The organism is [Enterobacter] lignolyticus SCF1 (genome assembly GCF_000164865.1).
In the GTDB taxonomy this organism is placed as follows: domain Bacteria; phylum Pseudomonadota; class Gammaproteobacteria; order Enterobacterales; family Enterobacteriaceae; genus Enterobacter_B; species Enterobacter_B lignolyticus.
In genome coordinates, this window is sequence record NC_014618.1 from 4,080,325 (window position 1) to 4,094,185 (window position 13,861).

Annotated in this window: 14 protein-coding genes; 10 read left to right on the top strand and 4 right to left on the bottom strand. The window is 63.3% G+C overall.

Features of this window, described 5'->3' with window-relative positions:
* Position 1 precedes the first annotated feature (1 nt).
* The 3 genes from ENTCL_RS18930 to ENTCL_RS18940 all read right to left on the bottom strand — a co-directional run bounded on the left by ENTCL_RS18930 (position 2) and on the right by ENTCL_RS18940 (position 3,505).
* Entirely contained in the window at positions 2-1,606 is a 1,605-nt protein-coding gene (locus ENTCL_RS18930) for an aldehyde dehydrogenase (NADP(+)) (RefSeq protein ID WP_013367752.1), read from the bottom strand.
* Between the two features lie 14 nt (positions 1,607-1,620).
* A complete protein-coding gene (locus ENTCL_RS18935; protein ID WP_013367753.1) occupies positions 1,621-2,541 on the bottom strand; it encodes a dihydrodipicolinate synthase family protein in 921 nt (306 codons plus the stop codon).
* Positions 2,542-2,677: 136 nt separating this feature from the next.
* Positions 2,678-3,505 (bottom strand): AraC family transcriptional regulator, encoded by an 828-nt coding sequence (locus ENTCL_RS18940; RefSeq protein ID WP_013367754.1) that lies wholly within the window; start codon positions 3,503-3,505, stop codon positions 2,678-2,680.
* Between the two features lie 311 nt (positions 3,506-3,816).
* Between ENTCL_RS18940 and ENTCL_RS18945 the strand changes: the two genes are divergently transcribed.
* The 4 genes from ENTCL_RS18945 to ENTCL_RS18960 are packed head-to-tail and all read left to right on the top strand — an operon-like array spanning position 3,817 to position 7,376.
* Positions 3,817-4,764: a 4-hydroxyproline epimerase gene (locus ENTCL_RS18945; protein WP_013367755.1), complete on the top strand. Its 948-nt coding sequence runs from the start codon at positions 3,817-3,819 to the stop codon at positions 4,762-4,764.
* Positions 4,761-5,870: an NAD(P)/FAD-dependent oxidoreductase gene (locus tag ENTCL_RS18950; RefSeq protein WP_013367756.1), complete on the top strand. Its 1,110-nt coding sequence runs from the start codon at positions 4,761-4,763 to the stop codon at positions 5,868-5,870. Before ENTCL_RS18945 ends, ENTCL_RS18950 begins: the two co-directional genes overlap by 4 nt.
* On the top strand, positions 5,867-6,130 hold the full coding sequence (locus ENTCL_RS18955; protein ID WP_013367757.1) for a 2Fe-2S iron-sulfur cluster-binding protein: 264 nt from the start codon (positions 5,867-5,869) through the stop codon (positions 6,128-6,130). Before ENTCL_RS18950 ends, ENTCL_RS18955 begins: the two co-directional genes overlap by 4 nt.
* The gene (locus ENTCL_RS18960) at positions 6,111-7,376 is read left to right on the top strand and encodes an NAD(P)/FAD-dependent oxidoreductase (RefSeq protein WP_013367758.1); all 1,266 of its coding nucleotides are present in this window, start codon (positions 6,111-6,113) and stop codon (positions 7,374-7,376) included. The genes ENTCL_RS18955 and ENTCL_RS18960 overlap by 20 nt, the downstream gene beginning before the upstream one ends.
* A gap of 1 nt (position 7,377) precedes the next feature.
* Here the strand turns inward: ENTCL_RS18960 and hpaR are convergent, their stop codons facing one another.
* On the bottom strand, positions 7,378-7,821 hold the full coding sequence (gene hpaR, locus ENTCL_RS18965; protein WP_013367759.1) for a homoprotocatechuate degradation operon regulator HpaR: 444 nt from the start codon (positions 7,819-7,821) through the stop codon (positions 7,378-7,380).
* Positions 7,822-8,103: 282 nt separating this feature from the next.
* On the opposite strand from hpaR, the gene hpaG reads away from it, so the two are divergent.
* The 6 genes from hpaG (at position 8,104) to hpaI (ending at position 13,837) form a co-directional block, all read left to right on the top strand.
* Positions 8,104-9,393 (top strand): 4-hydroxyphenylacetate degradation bifunctional isomerase/decarboxylase, encoded by a 1,290-nt coding sequence (gene hpaG / locus ENTCL_RS18970; protein WP_013367760.1) that lies wholly within the window; start codon positions 8,104-8,106, stop codon positions 9,391-9,393.
* Positions 9,390-10,856, top strand: a complete 1,467-nt coding sequence (gene hpaE, locus ENTCL_RS18975) for a 5-carboxymethyl-2-hydroxymuconate semialdehyde dehydrogenase (RefSeq protein ID WP_013367761.1) — start codon at positions 9,390-9,392, stop codon at positions 10,854-10,856. Before hpaG ends, hpaE begins: the two co-directional genes overlap by 4 nt.
* Position 10,857: 1 nt before the next feature.
* A complete protein-coding gene (gene hpaD / locus ENTCL_RS18980) occupies positions 10,858-11,709 on the top strand; it encodes a 3,4-dihydroxyphenylacetate 2,3-dioxygenase (protein ID WP_013367762.1) in 852 nt (283 codons plus the stop codon).
* 9 nt (positions 11,710-11,718) lie between these two features.
* A complete protein-coding gene (locus tag ENTCL_RS18985) occupies positions 11,719-12,099 on the top strand; it encodes a 5-carboxymethyl-2-hydroxymuconate Delta-isomerase (protein WP_013367763.1) in 381 nt (126 codons plus the stop codon).
* 132 nt (positions 12,100-12,231) lie between these two features.
* On the top strand, positions 12,232-13,035 hold the full coding sequence (gene hpaH / locus ENTCL_RS18990) for a 2-oxo-hept-4-ene-1,7-dioate hydratase (RefSeq protein WP_013367764.1): 804 nt from the start codon (positions 12,232-12,234) through the stop codon (positions 13,033-13,035).
* A 10-nt stretch (positions 13,036-13,045) separates the two neighbouring features.
* On the top strand, positions 13,046-13,837 hold the full coding sequence (gene hpaI, locus ENTCL_RS18995) for a 4-hydroxy-2-oxoheptanedioate aldolase (protein WP_013367765.1): 792 nt from the start codon (positions 13,046-13,048) through the stop codon (positions 13,835-13,837).
* Positions 13,838-13,861: the final 24 nt, after the last annotated feature.

Sequence of the window (13,861 nt, forward strand, 5' to 3'; positions counted from 1 at the left end):
TTCAGTCAACAGAGGGGGAAAGAGCTTCCCGGGTCCACTGGCCGTTCACCAGGCGCAGCAGGTTCAAAGGATTTGCATCCTGCAACGCAGGCGGCAGCAGCGCATCCGGCGCGTTCTGCAAACACACCGGCCGCAGAAAGCGCTCAACGGCGCGGCTCCCGACGGACGTTCCTCGCGCGTCGGTGGTGGCGGGCCACGGGCCGCCATGCACCATCGCGTCGCAGACTTCCACGCCGGTCGGGAAGCCGTTAAACAGCACCCGTCCGGCCTTCTCGCTCAGCAGCGGCAGCAGGCGCCCGGCGGCGTCGCGATCGTCGCTATCGGCATGCAGCGTCGCCGTTAATTGCCCCTGCAGCGCGCCGACAACCGCCAGCAGCTCCGCTTCGCTGTCGACCGTCACCACTATCGCCAGCGGCCCGAACACCTCCTCCAGCAGCAGCGGATCTTTTGCCAGAAGCAGTGATGCCGACGTCTGATACAGGCGGGGCTCGGCGCAGCCGTCGGCGGCATCGCCGCTCGCCAGCAGCGTGAACGCCGGGTGTGACGCCAGCGCATCCACCTTTTCGCGATAGTGCTGCAGCGTTGAGGCATTCAGCATCACCTGCGCCGCAGCCGCCTTCACCTGAGCGCACAGCGTCGCCGTAAAGGAAGCCAGCGCGTCGTCGCGCAGGGTGAGGATAAGCCCCGGCTTGGTGCAGAATTGCCCAACGCCGAGGGTAAACGACGCGGCCAGATCTTTTGCCAGCGCCTGCCCGCGCGCGCGCAGCGCCTGCGGCAGGATAATCAACGGGTTAATGGCGGACATTTCGGCAAACACCGGAATCGGCTGCGGGCGCTGCTGCGCCAGCTGGAACAGCGCATGGCCGCCGCGCAGCGAGCCGGTAAACCCTACCGCCTGGATAGCCGGATGCCTGACCAGCTCGGCGCCGATATCGGTACCGAAAATCAGGTTAAACACGCCGCCGGGCAGCGCGCATTTTTCTACCGCCCGGGTTATCGCCAGCGCCGTTTGCTCCGCCGTCGCCATATGGCCGGGGTGCGCTTTCACCACCACCGGACAGCCGGCCGCCAGCGCGGCAGCGGTATCGCCGCCTGCGGTGGAAAAGGCCAGCGGAAAGTTGCTGGCGCCGAAGACCGCCACCGGCCCCAGCGCGGTCTGATACTGGCGCAAGTCCGGGCGTGGCAGCGGCAGGCGCGCCGGTAACGCCGTATCAATGCGGGCGCCGAAGACATCGCCCCGGCGCAGCACCTGCGCGAACAGGCGCAGCTGGCCGCTGGTGCGGGCCCGCTCGCCCTGCAGGCGCGCCAGCGGCAGCGCTGTTTCCTGATGAACAAGCGTCAGGAAGTCGTCTCCCAGCGCATCCAGCTCATCGGCGATGGTCTCCAGAAACCGCGCCCTGACCTCCGGCGCGGTTTGCGAGTAGTGGCTGAAGGCCTGCCCGGCCGCCTGCGCGGCCAGGGACGCCTCCTCGCGGGTGGCAGGGTAAAAGCGCGGCCCAAGCGGCGCGCCATCGTGCGCCCGCAGGCTCGTAAGCGTCGGCTCGCCGCTGGCGACGCGTCGGCCGTTAATAAACTGCCGGCCGTGGGTGGTCTGAAGTTCCGTCATGGTCGCCCCTGCGCTTAAAGGCCAACGTCCGGCAGCTGCGGCCGGGTCGCCAGCGCCTGCTCAACAACCGCCACCACCTGCGCGCGCGTATCTCCTTCCAGCGCCAGGCGCGGCGGACGGGTCACTTCGCTCCCACGGCCTAACAGCGCTTCGCACAGCTTGATGCACTGCACCAGGTCCGGGCGCGCATCCAGATGCAGCAGCGGCATAAACCAGCGGTACAGCGCCATCGCTTCGTCATAGCGCTGCTGTTTCGCCAGACGGAACAGCGTCTCGCCTTCGCGGGGGAACGCGTTGGACATCCCGGAAATCCACCCTTCGGCGCCCACGGCGATGCTTTCCACCACCACATCGTCCAGTCCGGCGAACAGCACAAAGCGATCGCCTACCGCATTACGCAGATCGATAAAGCGGCGGGTATCGCCCGAGGAGTCTTTAAAGCAGACGATGTTGTCGCAGTCCGCCAGCGTCGCGAGGATTTCCGGCGTGACGTCGTTTTTGTAAATCGGCGGGTTGTTGTACACCATGATGGGCAGGTCGGTGGCCGTCGCCACGCTGCGAAAATGCGCGGCGGTCTCATGCGGCTTTGACGAGTAAACCAGCGCAGGCATCACCATAATGCCGTCCACGCCGACGCGTTCGGCCTCTTTCGCCATGTGCCGGGCAAAGGCGGTCGTAAATTCCGCCACCCCGGCGATGACCGGAATTTTGCCGCCCGCCGCGTCTTTCGCCACTTCGATGATCTGCAATTTTTCCTCGGTGGTCAGCGAGGTGTTCTCCCCTACGCTACCGCACACCACCAGGCCGGAAACGCCGTCCTTAACCAGATTTTTCATTACCGCATGGGTGGCGTCCAAATCCAGCGAATAGTCGCGTCGAAACTGCGTGCTGACCGCCGGGAATACGCCGCTCCAGTGAATCGCTTTTTTGCTCATGATCGGTTCCTTGTCGTCAATTTGTTAAGTCAAAGTGAACAAATGGTGAATTTTCACTGACAGATTGACGTTTCATGAGCTGCCGGGCTTGTCGGTTTTCCCGCGCAATGATGACGAAATCAGCACAATCCGGGGATCACCCCTGAAGCGTGATGCGGAAATCCCGCGGCGTCGACCCGGTCATCGCCTTGAACTGACGGCTGAACGCGCTGTGGTCGGTATAGCCGCACTGCAGGGCAATATCCGTAATCGGCGTATCGCTCGCCAGCAGCTCGGTGGCTTTTTCCAGCCGCGCCTTATGGATCATCTGCCGGGGAGTCAGGTGGAAGATCCGTTTGCAGTAGCGTTCGATCTGCGCGACAGACATCCCGCTGAGCGCGGTCAGCTCCTCCATGGTGATCGGCTGGTGGTAGTGGCGGCGGATATGATCGTCGACGATCGCCAGCTTCTGCCAGGCGGGATGCCGCGCGTGCGCCTCCTGCAGATCGTGGGAAATTCCGGCCATGCCGATAACCCGCCCCTGGGTATCCCGCAGCGCCAGCTTTTGCGTCAGGCACCAGCCGCGCACCCGGCCGTTGTAGAGGTGCATTTCCAGCTGGTCGCGCAGTGTCACCGCCTCGCGCAGCACCCGCAGATCCTGCTCGGTATAGCCGTGCCCCAGCGCGGAGGGAAAAACATCCGCCGAGGTTTTTCCCAGCAGCGACGACACGCTTTTAAAGCCGCAGCGGCGCGCCAGCGTCAGGTTAACCATCAAATAGCGGGCCTGCAGATCTTTAATGAAGAACACCACGTTCGGAATCGCGTTAAGCAGCGGCGCAATCAGCGCCACGGCGTTGAGCAACGCCTGAATATTTTCCGGGCGCTGGCGCGCCAGCCCTTCGCAAATCTGGCTTAGCTCATCGACCGCCAGTGCGGCCTCTTCGGGAGGAGAGAGCCCCGGCGCGGTTTCTGGGATACGGGTCATGACGATTCCTCAATCGCTAAAAACGAGGGATATTTAGTAACTTTTTATTAACTAAACAAGCGCGGAATACGTGTTTTGCGATCCTGGCGAAGATTTATACTTTCTCCTGCTTTAGGCACTGGCGAGGTCCGGTTTTTTAGTTTATCGATCAAGTAATGCAATGATTAATAAAAAATAATTATGGCACACCTACCGCTTCCCCGCTCGCCACTGTGCTGATTTCGTCACCGCAGACGCCGAAAATGCTCAAGCCGATGCGCAAAGCTTGCGCCAGCATTTAGCAACAAATAGTTAACTTATAGAGGTTTGCCATGACCGAGCCACGCTCGCAGATTGAACTCCGGGCCATTGATTCTCATACCGGTGGCGAGCCCACCCGGCTGATCGTTTCCGGTTTTCCGGATCTCGGCGGCGGCAGCATGGCCGAACGCCGCGAACGCTTTGCCCGCGATTACGATCGCTGGCGAAAAGCCGTCATTCTGGAGCCGCGCGGCAGCGATGTGCTGGTTGGCGCGCTGCTGTGCGATCCCGTCTCTGCCGACGCGACGGCGGGGGTCATTTTCTTCAACAACAGCGGCTTTTTGAACATGTGCGGCCACGGCACCATCGGGCTTATCGCGTCGCTGGCGTGGCTGGGGCGCATCAAGCCGGGAAAACACAAAATTGAAACGCCGGTGGGCGATGTCACCGCCACGCTGCATGATGACGGCAGCGTCTGCGTTGAAAACGTGCCGTCATACCGCTGGCGTCAGCAGGTCAGGGTTCAGACCGCGCAGGGGATCGTCACCGGCGATATCGCCTGGGGCGGAAACTGGTTTTTCCTCGTTAACGACCATCCGTTCGCCATTCAGCCTGACGAGATCCCACAGCTCACCGATTTTGCATGGGCGATACGCGAAGGGCTGGAGGCGGCGGGCATTTACGGTGAAAACGACGGCGTGATTGACCATATCGAGCTGTTTGCGCCGGACGCCCACGCCGACAGCCGCAGCTTTGTCCTCTGTCCGGGTAAAGCCTGGGACCGTTCGCCCTGCGGCACCGGCACCAGCGCCAAGCTCGCCTGCCTTGCCGCAGACGGCAAGCTGCAGCCGGGGGAGACGTGGCGGCAGGCCAGTATTATCGGCAGCCAGTTCACCGCCAGCTTTCGCCGCGAGGGCGACAGGGTTGTGCCAACCATCCGGGGAGAGGCCTGGGTGTGCGGCGACAACCGCCTGATCCTCAACCCTGACGATCCCTTTTGCTGGGGGATAGCCCTGTGACGTCGGGCGATGTCATCGTCATTGGCGGCGGGATCGTCGGCGCCGCCTGCGCCTGGCGGCTGGCGAAACGGGGCCTGCAGGTCACGCTTATCGACGACGGCCAGCCCGGCGCCACGGCCGCAGGCATGGGGCATCTGGTCTGTATGGATGACGATCCGGCGGAGCTCACGCTCTCGGCCTGGTCGCTCCGGCTCTGGCGCGAGCTGACGCCGCGGCTGCCCGACGATTGCGCCTGGCGCGGCTGCGGCACCCTGTGGCTGGCGGAAAACGATGACGACATGGCGGTCGCCCATGAAAAGCAGCGCCGGATGGCCGCCGCGCAGACCCGCAGCGAACTGCAGACGACGGCGCAGGTCGCGCAGCGTGAGCCCCTGCTCCGCGCCGGGCTGGCCGGAGGGCTGTGGGTGCCGGACGACGGCATTGTTTATGCCCCCAACGTCGCGCGCTGGCTTATTGCCGATGCCGGAGCGCGGCTGACCCATCTGCGCGACGGCGTCCGCGCCATCGAAGAACCCGCCGTGCTGCTGCACAGCGGTAAACGCCTGCAGGCCGCGGCCATTGTGGTCGCCTGCGGGCTGGGCGCGAATACGCTGCTGGAAGAAAACTGGCTGCGCGCCAAAAAAGGCCAGTTGGCCATTACCGAACGCTGCGGCGCGCCCGTACGCCACCAGCTGGTGGAGCTCGGCTACGGCGCCAGCGCGCATGCGGGCGGCACCTCGGTGGCCTTTAACGTCCAGCCGCGGCCAACCGGCCAGCTGCTGATCGGCTCATCGCGCGAGTTTGATAACACCGAACGGGCGCTCGACCTGCCGCTGCTGGGCACCATGCTGGCGCGCGCGCGCCGCTTTTTGCCGTCGATTGCCAGCCTGACGATTATCCGCTGCTGGAGCGGCTACCGCGCCGCCTCGCTGGACGGCAATCCGCTGATCGGCCCCCATCCGTCGCGTCGCGGCATCTGGCTGGCGCTGGGCCACGAGGGGCTTGGCGTGACTACCGCCCCCGCGACGGCGCATCTGCTGGCGGCGCAGCTGCTGGAAGAGCCGAGCCCGGTGAAGCCTGACGCCTGGCTGCCCGCGCGCCTGTTTCCCAAGGAGGCTATCGCATGACCAGCACCCTTCGCGTGTATATCGACGGCGTCCCGTGCGAGGTTCCCGACGGCATCAGCGTTGCCGCCGCGCTGGCCCGGGCGGGAAATGCGCTCACCCGCGTCTCGGTCAGCGGCCAGCCGCGCGCGCCTTTTTGCGGGATGGGCGTGTGCCAGGAGTGCCGGGTCACGGTAAACGGACGACGGGTATTGGCCTGCCAGACGCTGTGCCTGGCGGAAATGCGGATTGACAGGAGCTTTCATGAAAACGTGGCAGTGTGATATCGCCATTATCGGAGCGGGCCCCGCCGGGCTGGCGGCAGCGCTGGCGGCGGCCAGCAGCGGCAAGCAGGTGATTATCCTCGACGATAACCCGCGTCCCGGCGGGCAAATCTGGCGCGACGGCCCGCAGGTCACGCTGCCCCCGCTGGCGCGCCGTTACCGGGAGGCGGTGGCGGCGCAGCCCCGCATCGAGCAGCTCAGCGGCGTGCGGCTGGTGGCCCGCCCGACCGCGCGCAGCCTGCTTTTTGAAACAGCGGAAAGCGCGGGCGTGGTCTACTGGAAAAAGCTCATCCTCTGCTGCGGCGCGCGCGAACTGTCGCTGCCGTTTCCCGGCTGGACCTTGCCCGGCGTGACCGGCGCCGGCGGGCTGCAGGCGCAAATCAAGCACGGCCTGCGGCTGGACAATGAACGCGTGGTAGTGGCCGGAAGCGGCCCGCTGCTGCTGGCGGTGGCCGACAGCGTGCGCCGCGCGGGAGGAGAGGTTGTGGCGCTGGTCGAACAGGCGCCCTTTGACGCTCTGGCGCGCTTTACCGCTGGCCTATGGCGCTGGCCGGACAAATTTCGCCAGCTGTTCAGCCTGGGATTCCCCCGATACCGGACCCGCAGCCAGGTCATTGCGGCGCATGGGGAGCGCGCGCTGAGCGGCATCACCGTGCGGCGCCACGGCGCGGAGCAGCGAATCGACTGCACCCGCCTGGCCATCGGCTATGGGCTGATCCCCAACCTGGAGACGGCGCTGTTCTTCGGCTGCTCGACGGCCCACGACGCGGTGGCGGTGAACCGCTGGCAGAATACCTCGGTGACGCATATCTATGCGGCAGGGGAATGTACCGGATTTGGCGGCAGCGAGCTGGCGCTGGCCGAAGGGAAAATTGCGGGCTATGCCGCCGCGGGCAACGCGGCGCAGGCGAAAACCGTTTTCAGCGAGCGAGCCCGCTGGCAGCAGTTCGCCAACGCCGTTAACCGCACTTTCGCCCTCGGCGAACATCTGAAAGCCGCGGCGACGCCGGACGCCCTGCTGTGCCGCTGCGAAGACGTACGCTGCGGCGATGTCGCGCAGGAGAACGACTGGCGGCAGGCGAAGCTCGCGACCCGCTGCGGGATGGGCGCGTGCCAGGGCAGAACCTGCGCCGCCAGCGCCCGCTGGCTGTACGGCTGGCCGCTGCCGCAGCCGCGCGATCCGCTCTCCACCGCCCGGGTGGAAACGCTCTGCCAGCTTGCCCAGGACGCGCCTCCCGGCGACTGAACTACGCCTCGTCACCCCGCTCGGCCATCTGCCGGTTGCCGAGCGCGATAAACTCCTCCAGCAGCGCCGTCAGCTGCTGCATTTTTTCCGGGGTGTACTCCGCCTCAATCTGCTGATACGCCTCTTCCACCAGCGCCTGCGCGTGTTCATACAGCGCATAGCCCTCTTTGGTGAGCGACACGTACAGCTTGCGCTGGTCGTTGACCGGCTTCAGGCGCAGCACCAGGCCGTCGCGCTCCATGCGGGTCAAAATGCCGGTCAGGCTCGGGCGCAGAATACAGGTGCGAAACGCCAGATCGTGGAAATCCATCGACGGATGCTCCGCCAGCACGCGCACGATGCGCCACTGCTGTTCGGTCAGGTTATGCTGCTTCACGATAGGCCGGAAATAGCCCATCGCCGTTTCTCGCGCCAGCAACAGCGCAATGGTTAACGAATCATGCATCGCAACACCCCTGCTCACTCTCAACATCATTAATACTTAAATAATCTGCTATCACCGTCGCCGTACGCAACCGGTTTCTGAGCGAAAAAGTCTAACAGAAATCACCCCAAACCTGTAACCCACTGATAAAAATAAACTAAAAAATTACCAATGTAAATTATACGTTAATTAGATCACAAAATATTCACTTTAACTTGCTAACCGCCGCGCTCTGGCATAAAGATAATCATTAATATATTAATGAAATTCACTGGCCGGTAATCCGGACCTGAGGAGTGGTTCATGAAAGGCACTGTTTTCGCCGTCGCGCTCAACCATCAAAGCCAGATTGATGCCTGGCACGAGGCGTTTCACGCCGCGCCCTATAACACGCCGCCGAAAACCGCCGTGTGGTTTATCAAACCGCGCAATACGGTGATCCGCAGCGGCGAGCCGATCCCGCATCCGGCGCGCCAGCAGGTGCAAAGCGGCGCCACCCTTGCGCTCATCGTCGGCAAAACGGCCCGTAAGGTCAGCGCAGCCGATGCGCACCGCTACATCGCGGGCTACGCGCTGGCCAACGAGGTGAGCCTGCCGGAAGAGAGCTTCTACCGCCCGGCTATCAAAGCGAAATGCCGCGATGGCTTCTGTCCGTTAGGCGAGATGGTCAGCCTCAGCAACGTCGATGCCGTCACCGTAATAACCGAAATCAATGGCCGTGAAGCCGACCACTGGAACACCGCCGACCTCGCGCGCAGCGCCGCCGAGCTGCTGAGCGCCCTGAGCGAGTTCGCTACCCTGAACCCGGGCGACGCCATTCTGCTCGGCACTCCGCAGCACCGCGTCACGCTGCAGCCCGGCGATCGCGTCCGGGTGCTGGCGGAAGGCTTCCCGCCGCTGGAAAACCCGGTTATCGATGAGCGCGAACTCCCCGCGCCGCGCGCGCTGGTGCCGCAGCCCCACCCGAACGGCACGCTGTTTGCCCTGGGGCTGAACTATGCCGACCACGCCAGCGAACTGGACTTCAAACCGCCGGAAGAGCCGCTGGTGTTTATCAAAGCGTCCAACACCTTTAACGGCGACAACCAGACGTCGGTCCGCCCGAACAACGTCGAATACATGCACTACGAGGCGGAGCTGGTGGTGGTGATCGGCAAAACCGCGCGTAACGTAACCGAAGCCGAAGCGATGGACTATGTGGCGGGCTACACGGTGTGCAACGACTACGCCATTCGCGACTACCTGGAAAACTACTACCGCCCGAACCTGCGGGTAAAAAGCCGCGACGGGCTGACGCCAATCAGCCCGGTCATCGTGCCGAAATCGGCGATCCCCGATCCGCACAACTTAGCCCTGCGCACCTTCGTTAACGGCGAGTTGCGCCAGGAAGGCACCACCGCCGACCTGATTTTCAGCGTCCCGTTCCTGATTGCGTACCTGAGCGAATTTATGACCCTGCAGCCGGGCGACATGATCGCCACCGGCACGCCGAAAGGCCTCTCCGATGTGGTGCCAGGCGACGAAGTGGTGGTGGAAGTGGAAGGCGTAGGCCGCCTGGTGAACCGGATTGTCAGCGAGGAGACAGCCAAATGAAAAAGATTAACCATTGGATCAACGGCAAAAACGTTGCCGGTAACGACTATTTTCACACCACCAACCCGGCCACCGGCGAGGTGCTGGCGGAGGTCGCCTCCGGCGGTGAAGCCGAGGTGAATCAGGCGGTGGCGGCGGCGAAAGAGGCCTTCCCGAAATGGGCCAACCTGCCGATGAAAGAGCGCGCGCGCCTGATGCGCCGTCTGGGGGATCTTATCGATCAAAACGTCCCTGAGATAGCCGCCATGGAAACCGCCGATACCGGCCTGCCGATCCACCAGACCAAAAACGTGCTGATCCCGCGCGCTTCGCACAACTTCGAGTTTTTCGCCGAGGTGTGCCAGCAGATGAACGGCAAGACCTATCCGGTCGACGACAAGATGCTCAACTACACGCTGGTGCAGCCGGTAGGCGTCTGCGCGCTGGTATCGCCGTGGAACGTGCCGTTTATGACCGCCACCTGGAAGGTCGCGCCGTGCCTGGCGCTGGGCAACACCGCGGTGCTGAAGATGTCCGAACTCTCGCCGCTGACCGCCGACCGTCTGGGCGAGCTGGCGCTGGAGGCCGGGATTCCGGCGGGGGTGCTGAACGTGGTGCAGGGCTATGGCGCGACGGCGGGCGACGCGCTGGTGCGCCACCATGACGTGCGCGCGGTGTCGTTCACCGGCGGCACCGCCACCGGGCGCAACATCATGAAGAACGCCGGGCTGAAGAAATACTCGATGGAGCTCGGCGGTAAATCGCCGGTGCTGATTTTTGAAGATGCCGATATCGAGCGCGCGCTGGACGCCGCGCTGTTCACCATCTTCTCGATCAACGGCGAGCGCTGCACCGCCGGTTCGCGCATTTTCATCCAGCAGAGCATTTACCCGGAGTTCATCAAACGCTTTGCCGAACGCGCCAACCGCCTGCGCGTCGGCGACCCGACCGACCCGAACACCCAGGTCGGCGCGCTTATCAGTCAACAGCACTGGGAAAAAGTCTCCGGCTATATCCGTCTCGGCATTGAAGAGGGCGCGACCCTGCTGGCGGGCGGCCCGGATAAACCGACCGACCTGCCGGCGCACCTGAGAAGCGGCAACTTCCTGCGCCCGACGGTGCTGGCGGACGTCGACAACCGCATGCGCGTGGCCCAGGAAGAGATCTTCGGGCCGGTCGCCTGCCTGCTGCCGTTTAAGGACGAAGCCGAAGGGCTGCGCCTGGCCAACGACGTGGAGTACGGCCTCGCCTCCTACATCTGGACCCAGGACGTCAGCAAAGTGCTGCGCCTGGCGCGCGGTATCGAAGCGGGCATGGTGTTTGTGAATACGCAGAACGTACGCGACCTGCGCCAGCCGTTCGGCGGCGTGAAGGCTTCCGGCACCGGTCGCGAAGGCGGGGAGTACAGCTTTGAAGTCTTCGCGGAAATGAAGAACGTCTGCATTTCCATGGGCGACCATCCGATTCCAAAATGGGGAGTCTGATATGGGCAAGTTAGCATTAGCAGCAAAAATCACCCACGTACCGTCGATGTATCTGTCTGAGCTGCCGGGGAAAAACCACGGCTGCCGTCAGGCCGCCATCGACGGCCATAAAGAGATTGGCAAGCGCTGCCGCGAAATGGGCGTCGATACCATTATCGTTTTCGATACCCACTGGCTGGTGAACAGCGCCTACCATATCAACTGCGCCGACCATTTTGCCGGGGTCTATACCAGCAACGAGCTGCCGCATTTTATTCGCGACATGACCTACGACTACGACGGCAACCCGGAGCTCGGCCAGCTGATTGCCGATGAGGCGGTCAAGCTCGGCGTGCGCGCGAAAGCGCACAACATCCCAAGCCTGAAGCTGGAGTACGGCACGCTGGTGCCGATGCGCTACATGAACAGCGATAAGCGCTTCAAAGTGGTGTCTATCTCCGCCTTCTGTACCGTCCACGATTTTGCCGACAGCCGCAGGCTGGGTGAGGCCATCGTCAAGGCGATTGCGCAATACGACGGCACCGTGGCGGTGCTCGCCAGCGGCTCGCTGTCGCACCGCTTTATCGACGACCAGCGCGCGGAAGAAGGGATGAACAGCTACACCCGCGAGTTCGACCACCAGATGGACGAGCGCGTGGTGAAGCTGTGGCGCGAGGGCAAGTTTAAAGAATTCTGCCACATGCTGCCGGAGTACGCCGACTACTGCTACGGCGAAGGCAACATGCACGATACCGTGATGCTGCTCGGCATGCTCGGCTGGGACAAGTACGACGGCAAGGTGGAGTTCATCACCGAGCTGTTCGCCAGCTCCGGCACCGGGCAGGTCAACGCCGTGTTCCCACTGCCCGCATAAGGATGCCCCATGCCGCATTTTATCGCTGAATGTACCGACAACATCCGTGAGCAGGCCGATCTGCCGGGCCTGTTCGCCAAAGTGAACGACGCGCTCGCCGCCACCGGGATTTTCCCCATCGGCGGCATCCGCAGCCGCGCCCACTGGCTGGATACCTGGCAAATGGCCGACGGCAGGCACGATTACGCCTTCGTGCATATGACGCTGAAAATCGGCAGCGGCCGCAGCCTGGAGAGCCGTCAGGAGGTGGGGGAGATGCTGTTCGCGCTGATTAAAGCCCATTTCGCCGCGCTGATGGAGAGCCGCTATCTGGCGCTGTCGTTTGAGCTCGACGAGCTGCATCCGACGCTCAATTACAAACAAAACAACGTGCACGCCTTGTTTAAGTAATACCGGCACGGCCAGTCCCCTCTCCCTTAGGGAGAGGGTTAGGGTGAGGGGAAATCTCTGCGGCCTGATGCCCTCACCCCGGCCCTCTCCCACAGGGAGAGGGAGAAAACAAATATAAAACAGGATATCGCCATGCTCGATAAACAGACCCATACCCTGATAGCCCATCGTCTGCATCAGGCGGAGCAGTCCCGCGAGCAGATCCGCCAGATCTCTCTCGACTACCCGACGATTACCATTGACGATGCTTATGCCGTACAGCGCGAATGGGTGAGCCTGAAAATTGCCGAAGGCCGCGTGCTGAAAGGCCATAAAATCGGCCTCACTTCAAAAGCAATGCAGGCCAGCTCGCAAATCAGCGAGCCGGACTACGGCGCGCTGCTCGACGACATGTTTTTCCACGACGGCAGCGACATCCCGACCGATCGCTTTATCGTGCCGCGCATTGAGGTCGAGCTGGCCTTCGTGCTGGCCAAACCGCTGCGCGGCCCGAACTGTACGCTGTTCGACGTCTACAACGCCACCGACTATGTGATTCCGGCGCTGGAGCTTATCGACGCCCGCTGCCACAACGTCGATCCGGACACCCAGCGCCCGCGCAAAGTGTTCGACACCATTTCCGATAACGCCGCCAACGCGGGGGTGATCCTCGGCGGCCGGCCGATCAGGCCCGACGAGCTGGATCTACGCTGGATCTCCGCCCTGCTCTATCGCAACGGGGTGATTGAAGAGACCGGAGTCGCCGCCGGGGTGCTGAACCACCCGGCCAACGGCGTGGCCTGGCTTGCCAACAAGCTGGCGCCGTACGACGTGCAGCTGGAAGCCGGACAGATAATCCTTGGCGGATCGTTCACCCGCCCGGTGGCGGCGCGTAAAGGCGACACCTTCCATGTCGATTACGGCAACATGGGCGCCATCAGCTGCCGCTTTGTGTAAGGAGAGCACGATGAACAACGCTTTTAAAGACGCGCTGCGCGCCGGAAAACCGCAGATTGGCCTGTGGCTTGGGCTGTGCAGCAGCTACAGCGCTGAGCTGCTGGCGGGCGCAGGCTTCGACTGGCTGCTGATCGACGGCGAACACGCGCCGAACAACGTGCAGACCGTGCTGACCCAGCTGCAGGCCATCGCGCCCTATGCCAGCCAGCCGGTCGTGCGGCCATCGTGGAACGATCCGGTGCAGATTAAACAGCTGCTGGACGTCGGCGCGCAAACGCTGCTGGTGCCGATGGTGCAAAACGCCGAAGAGGCCCGGCTGGCGGTGAAAGCGACCCGCTATCCGCCGCAGGGCATCCGCGGCGTCGGCAGCGCGCTGGCCCGCGCCTCGCGCTGGAACCGCATTCCGAATTACCTGCACGAGGCCAACGACGCCATGTGCGTGCTGGTGCAAATTGAAACTCGCGAGGCGCTGAAAAACCTGCCGCAGATCCTCGCCGTGGACGGCGTTGACGGCGTGTTTATCGGCCCGGCGGACCTCAGCGCGGACATGGGCTTCGCCGGGAATCCGCAGCATCCGGAAGTCCAGGCCGCGATTGAAGACGCGATCGCGCAGATCCGCAGCGCCAGGAAAGCGCCGGGCATTCTGATGGCCAATGAGCAGACGGCAAAACGCTATCTCGAGCTCGGCGCGCTGTTTGTCGCCGTCGGCGTGGACACGACCCTGCTGGCGCGCGCCGCTGAAGCGCTCGCGGCCCGATTCGGCGTGGAGAAAACCGCTTCGGGTTCGTCCGGCATCTATTAATGCCGGGCGGTTTGACCGTAGGCC

Coding starts and splice junctions, on each gene's coding strand:
- hpaD (WP_013367762.1), top strand. CDS start 10,858: ATGGGCAAGTTAGCATTAGCAGCAAAAATCACCCACGTACCGTCGATG.
- ENTCL_RS18945 (WP_013367755.1), top strand. CDS start 3,817: ATGACCGAGCCACGCTCGCAGATTGAACTCCGGGCCATTGATTCTCAT.
- ENTCL_RS18935 (WP_013367753.1), bottom strand. CDS start 2,541: ATGAGCAAAAAAGCGATTCACTGGAGCGGCGTATTCCCGGCGGTCAGC.
- hpaG (WP_013367760.1), top strand. CDS start 8,104: ATGAAAGGCACTGTTTTCGCCGTCGCGCTCAACCATCAAAGCCAGATT.
- hpaE (WP_013367761.1), top strand. CDS start 9,390: ATGAAAAAGATTAACCATTGGATCAACGGCAAAAACGTTGCCGGTAAC.
- hpaI (WP_013367765.1), top strand. CDS start 13,046: ATGAACAACGCTTTTAAAGACGCGCTGCGCGCCGGAAAACCGCAGATT.
- ENTCL_RS18985 (WP_013367763.1), top strand. CDS start 11,719: ATGCCGCATTTTATCGCTGAATGTACCGACAACATCCGTGAGCAGGCC.
- hpaR (WP_013367759.1), bottom strand. CDS start 7,821: ATGCATGATTCGTTAACCATTGCGCTGTTGCTGGCGCGAGAAACGGCG.
- ENTCL_RS18960 (WP_013367758.1), top strand. CDS start 6,111: ATGAAAACGTGGCAGTGTGATATCGCCATTATCGGAGCGGGCCCCGCC.
- ENTCL_RS18940 (WP_013367754.1), bottom strand. CDS start 3,505: ATGACCCGTATCCCAGAAACCGCGCCGGGGCTCTCTCCTCCCGAAGAG.
- ENTCL_RS18930 (WP_013367752.1), bottom strand. CDS start 1,606: ATGACGGAACTTCAGACCACCCACGGCCGGCAGTTTATTAACGGCCGA.
- ENTCL_RS18955 (WP_013367757.1), top strand. CDS start 5,867: ATGACCAGCACCCTTCGCGTGTATATCGACGGCGTCCCGTGCGAGGTT.
- hpaH (WP_013367764.1), top strand. CDS start 12,232: ATGCTCGATAAACAGACCCATACCCTGATAGCCCATCGTCTGCATCAG.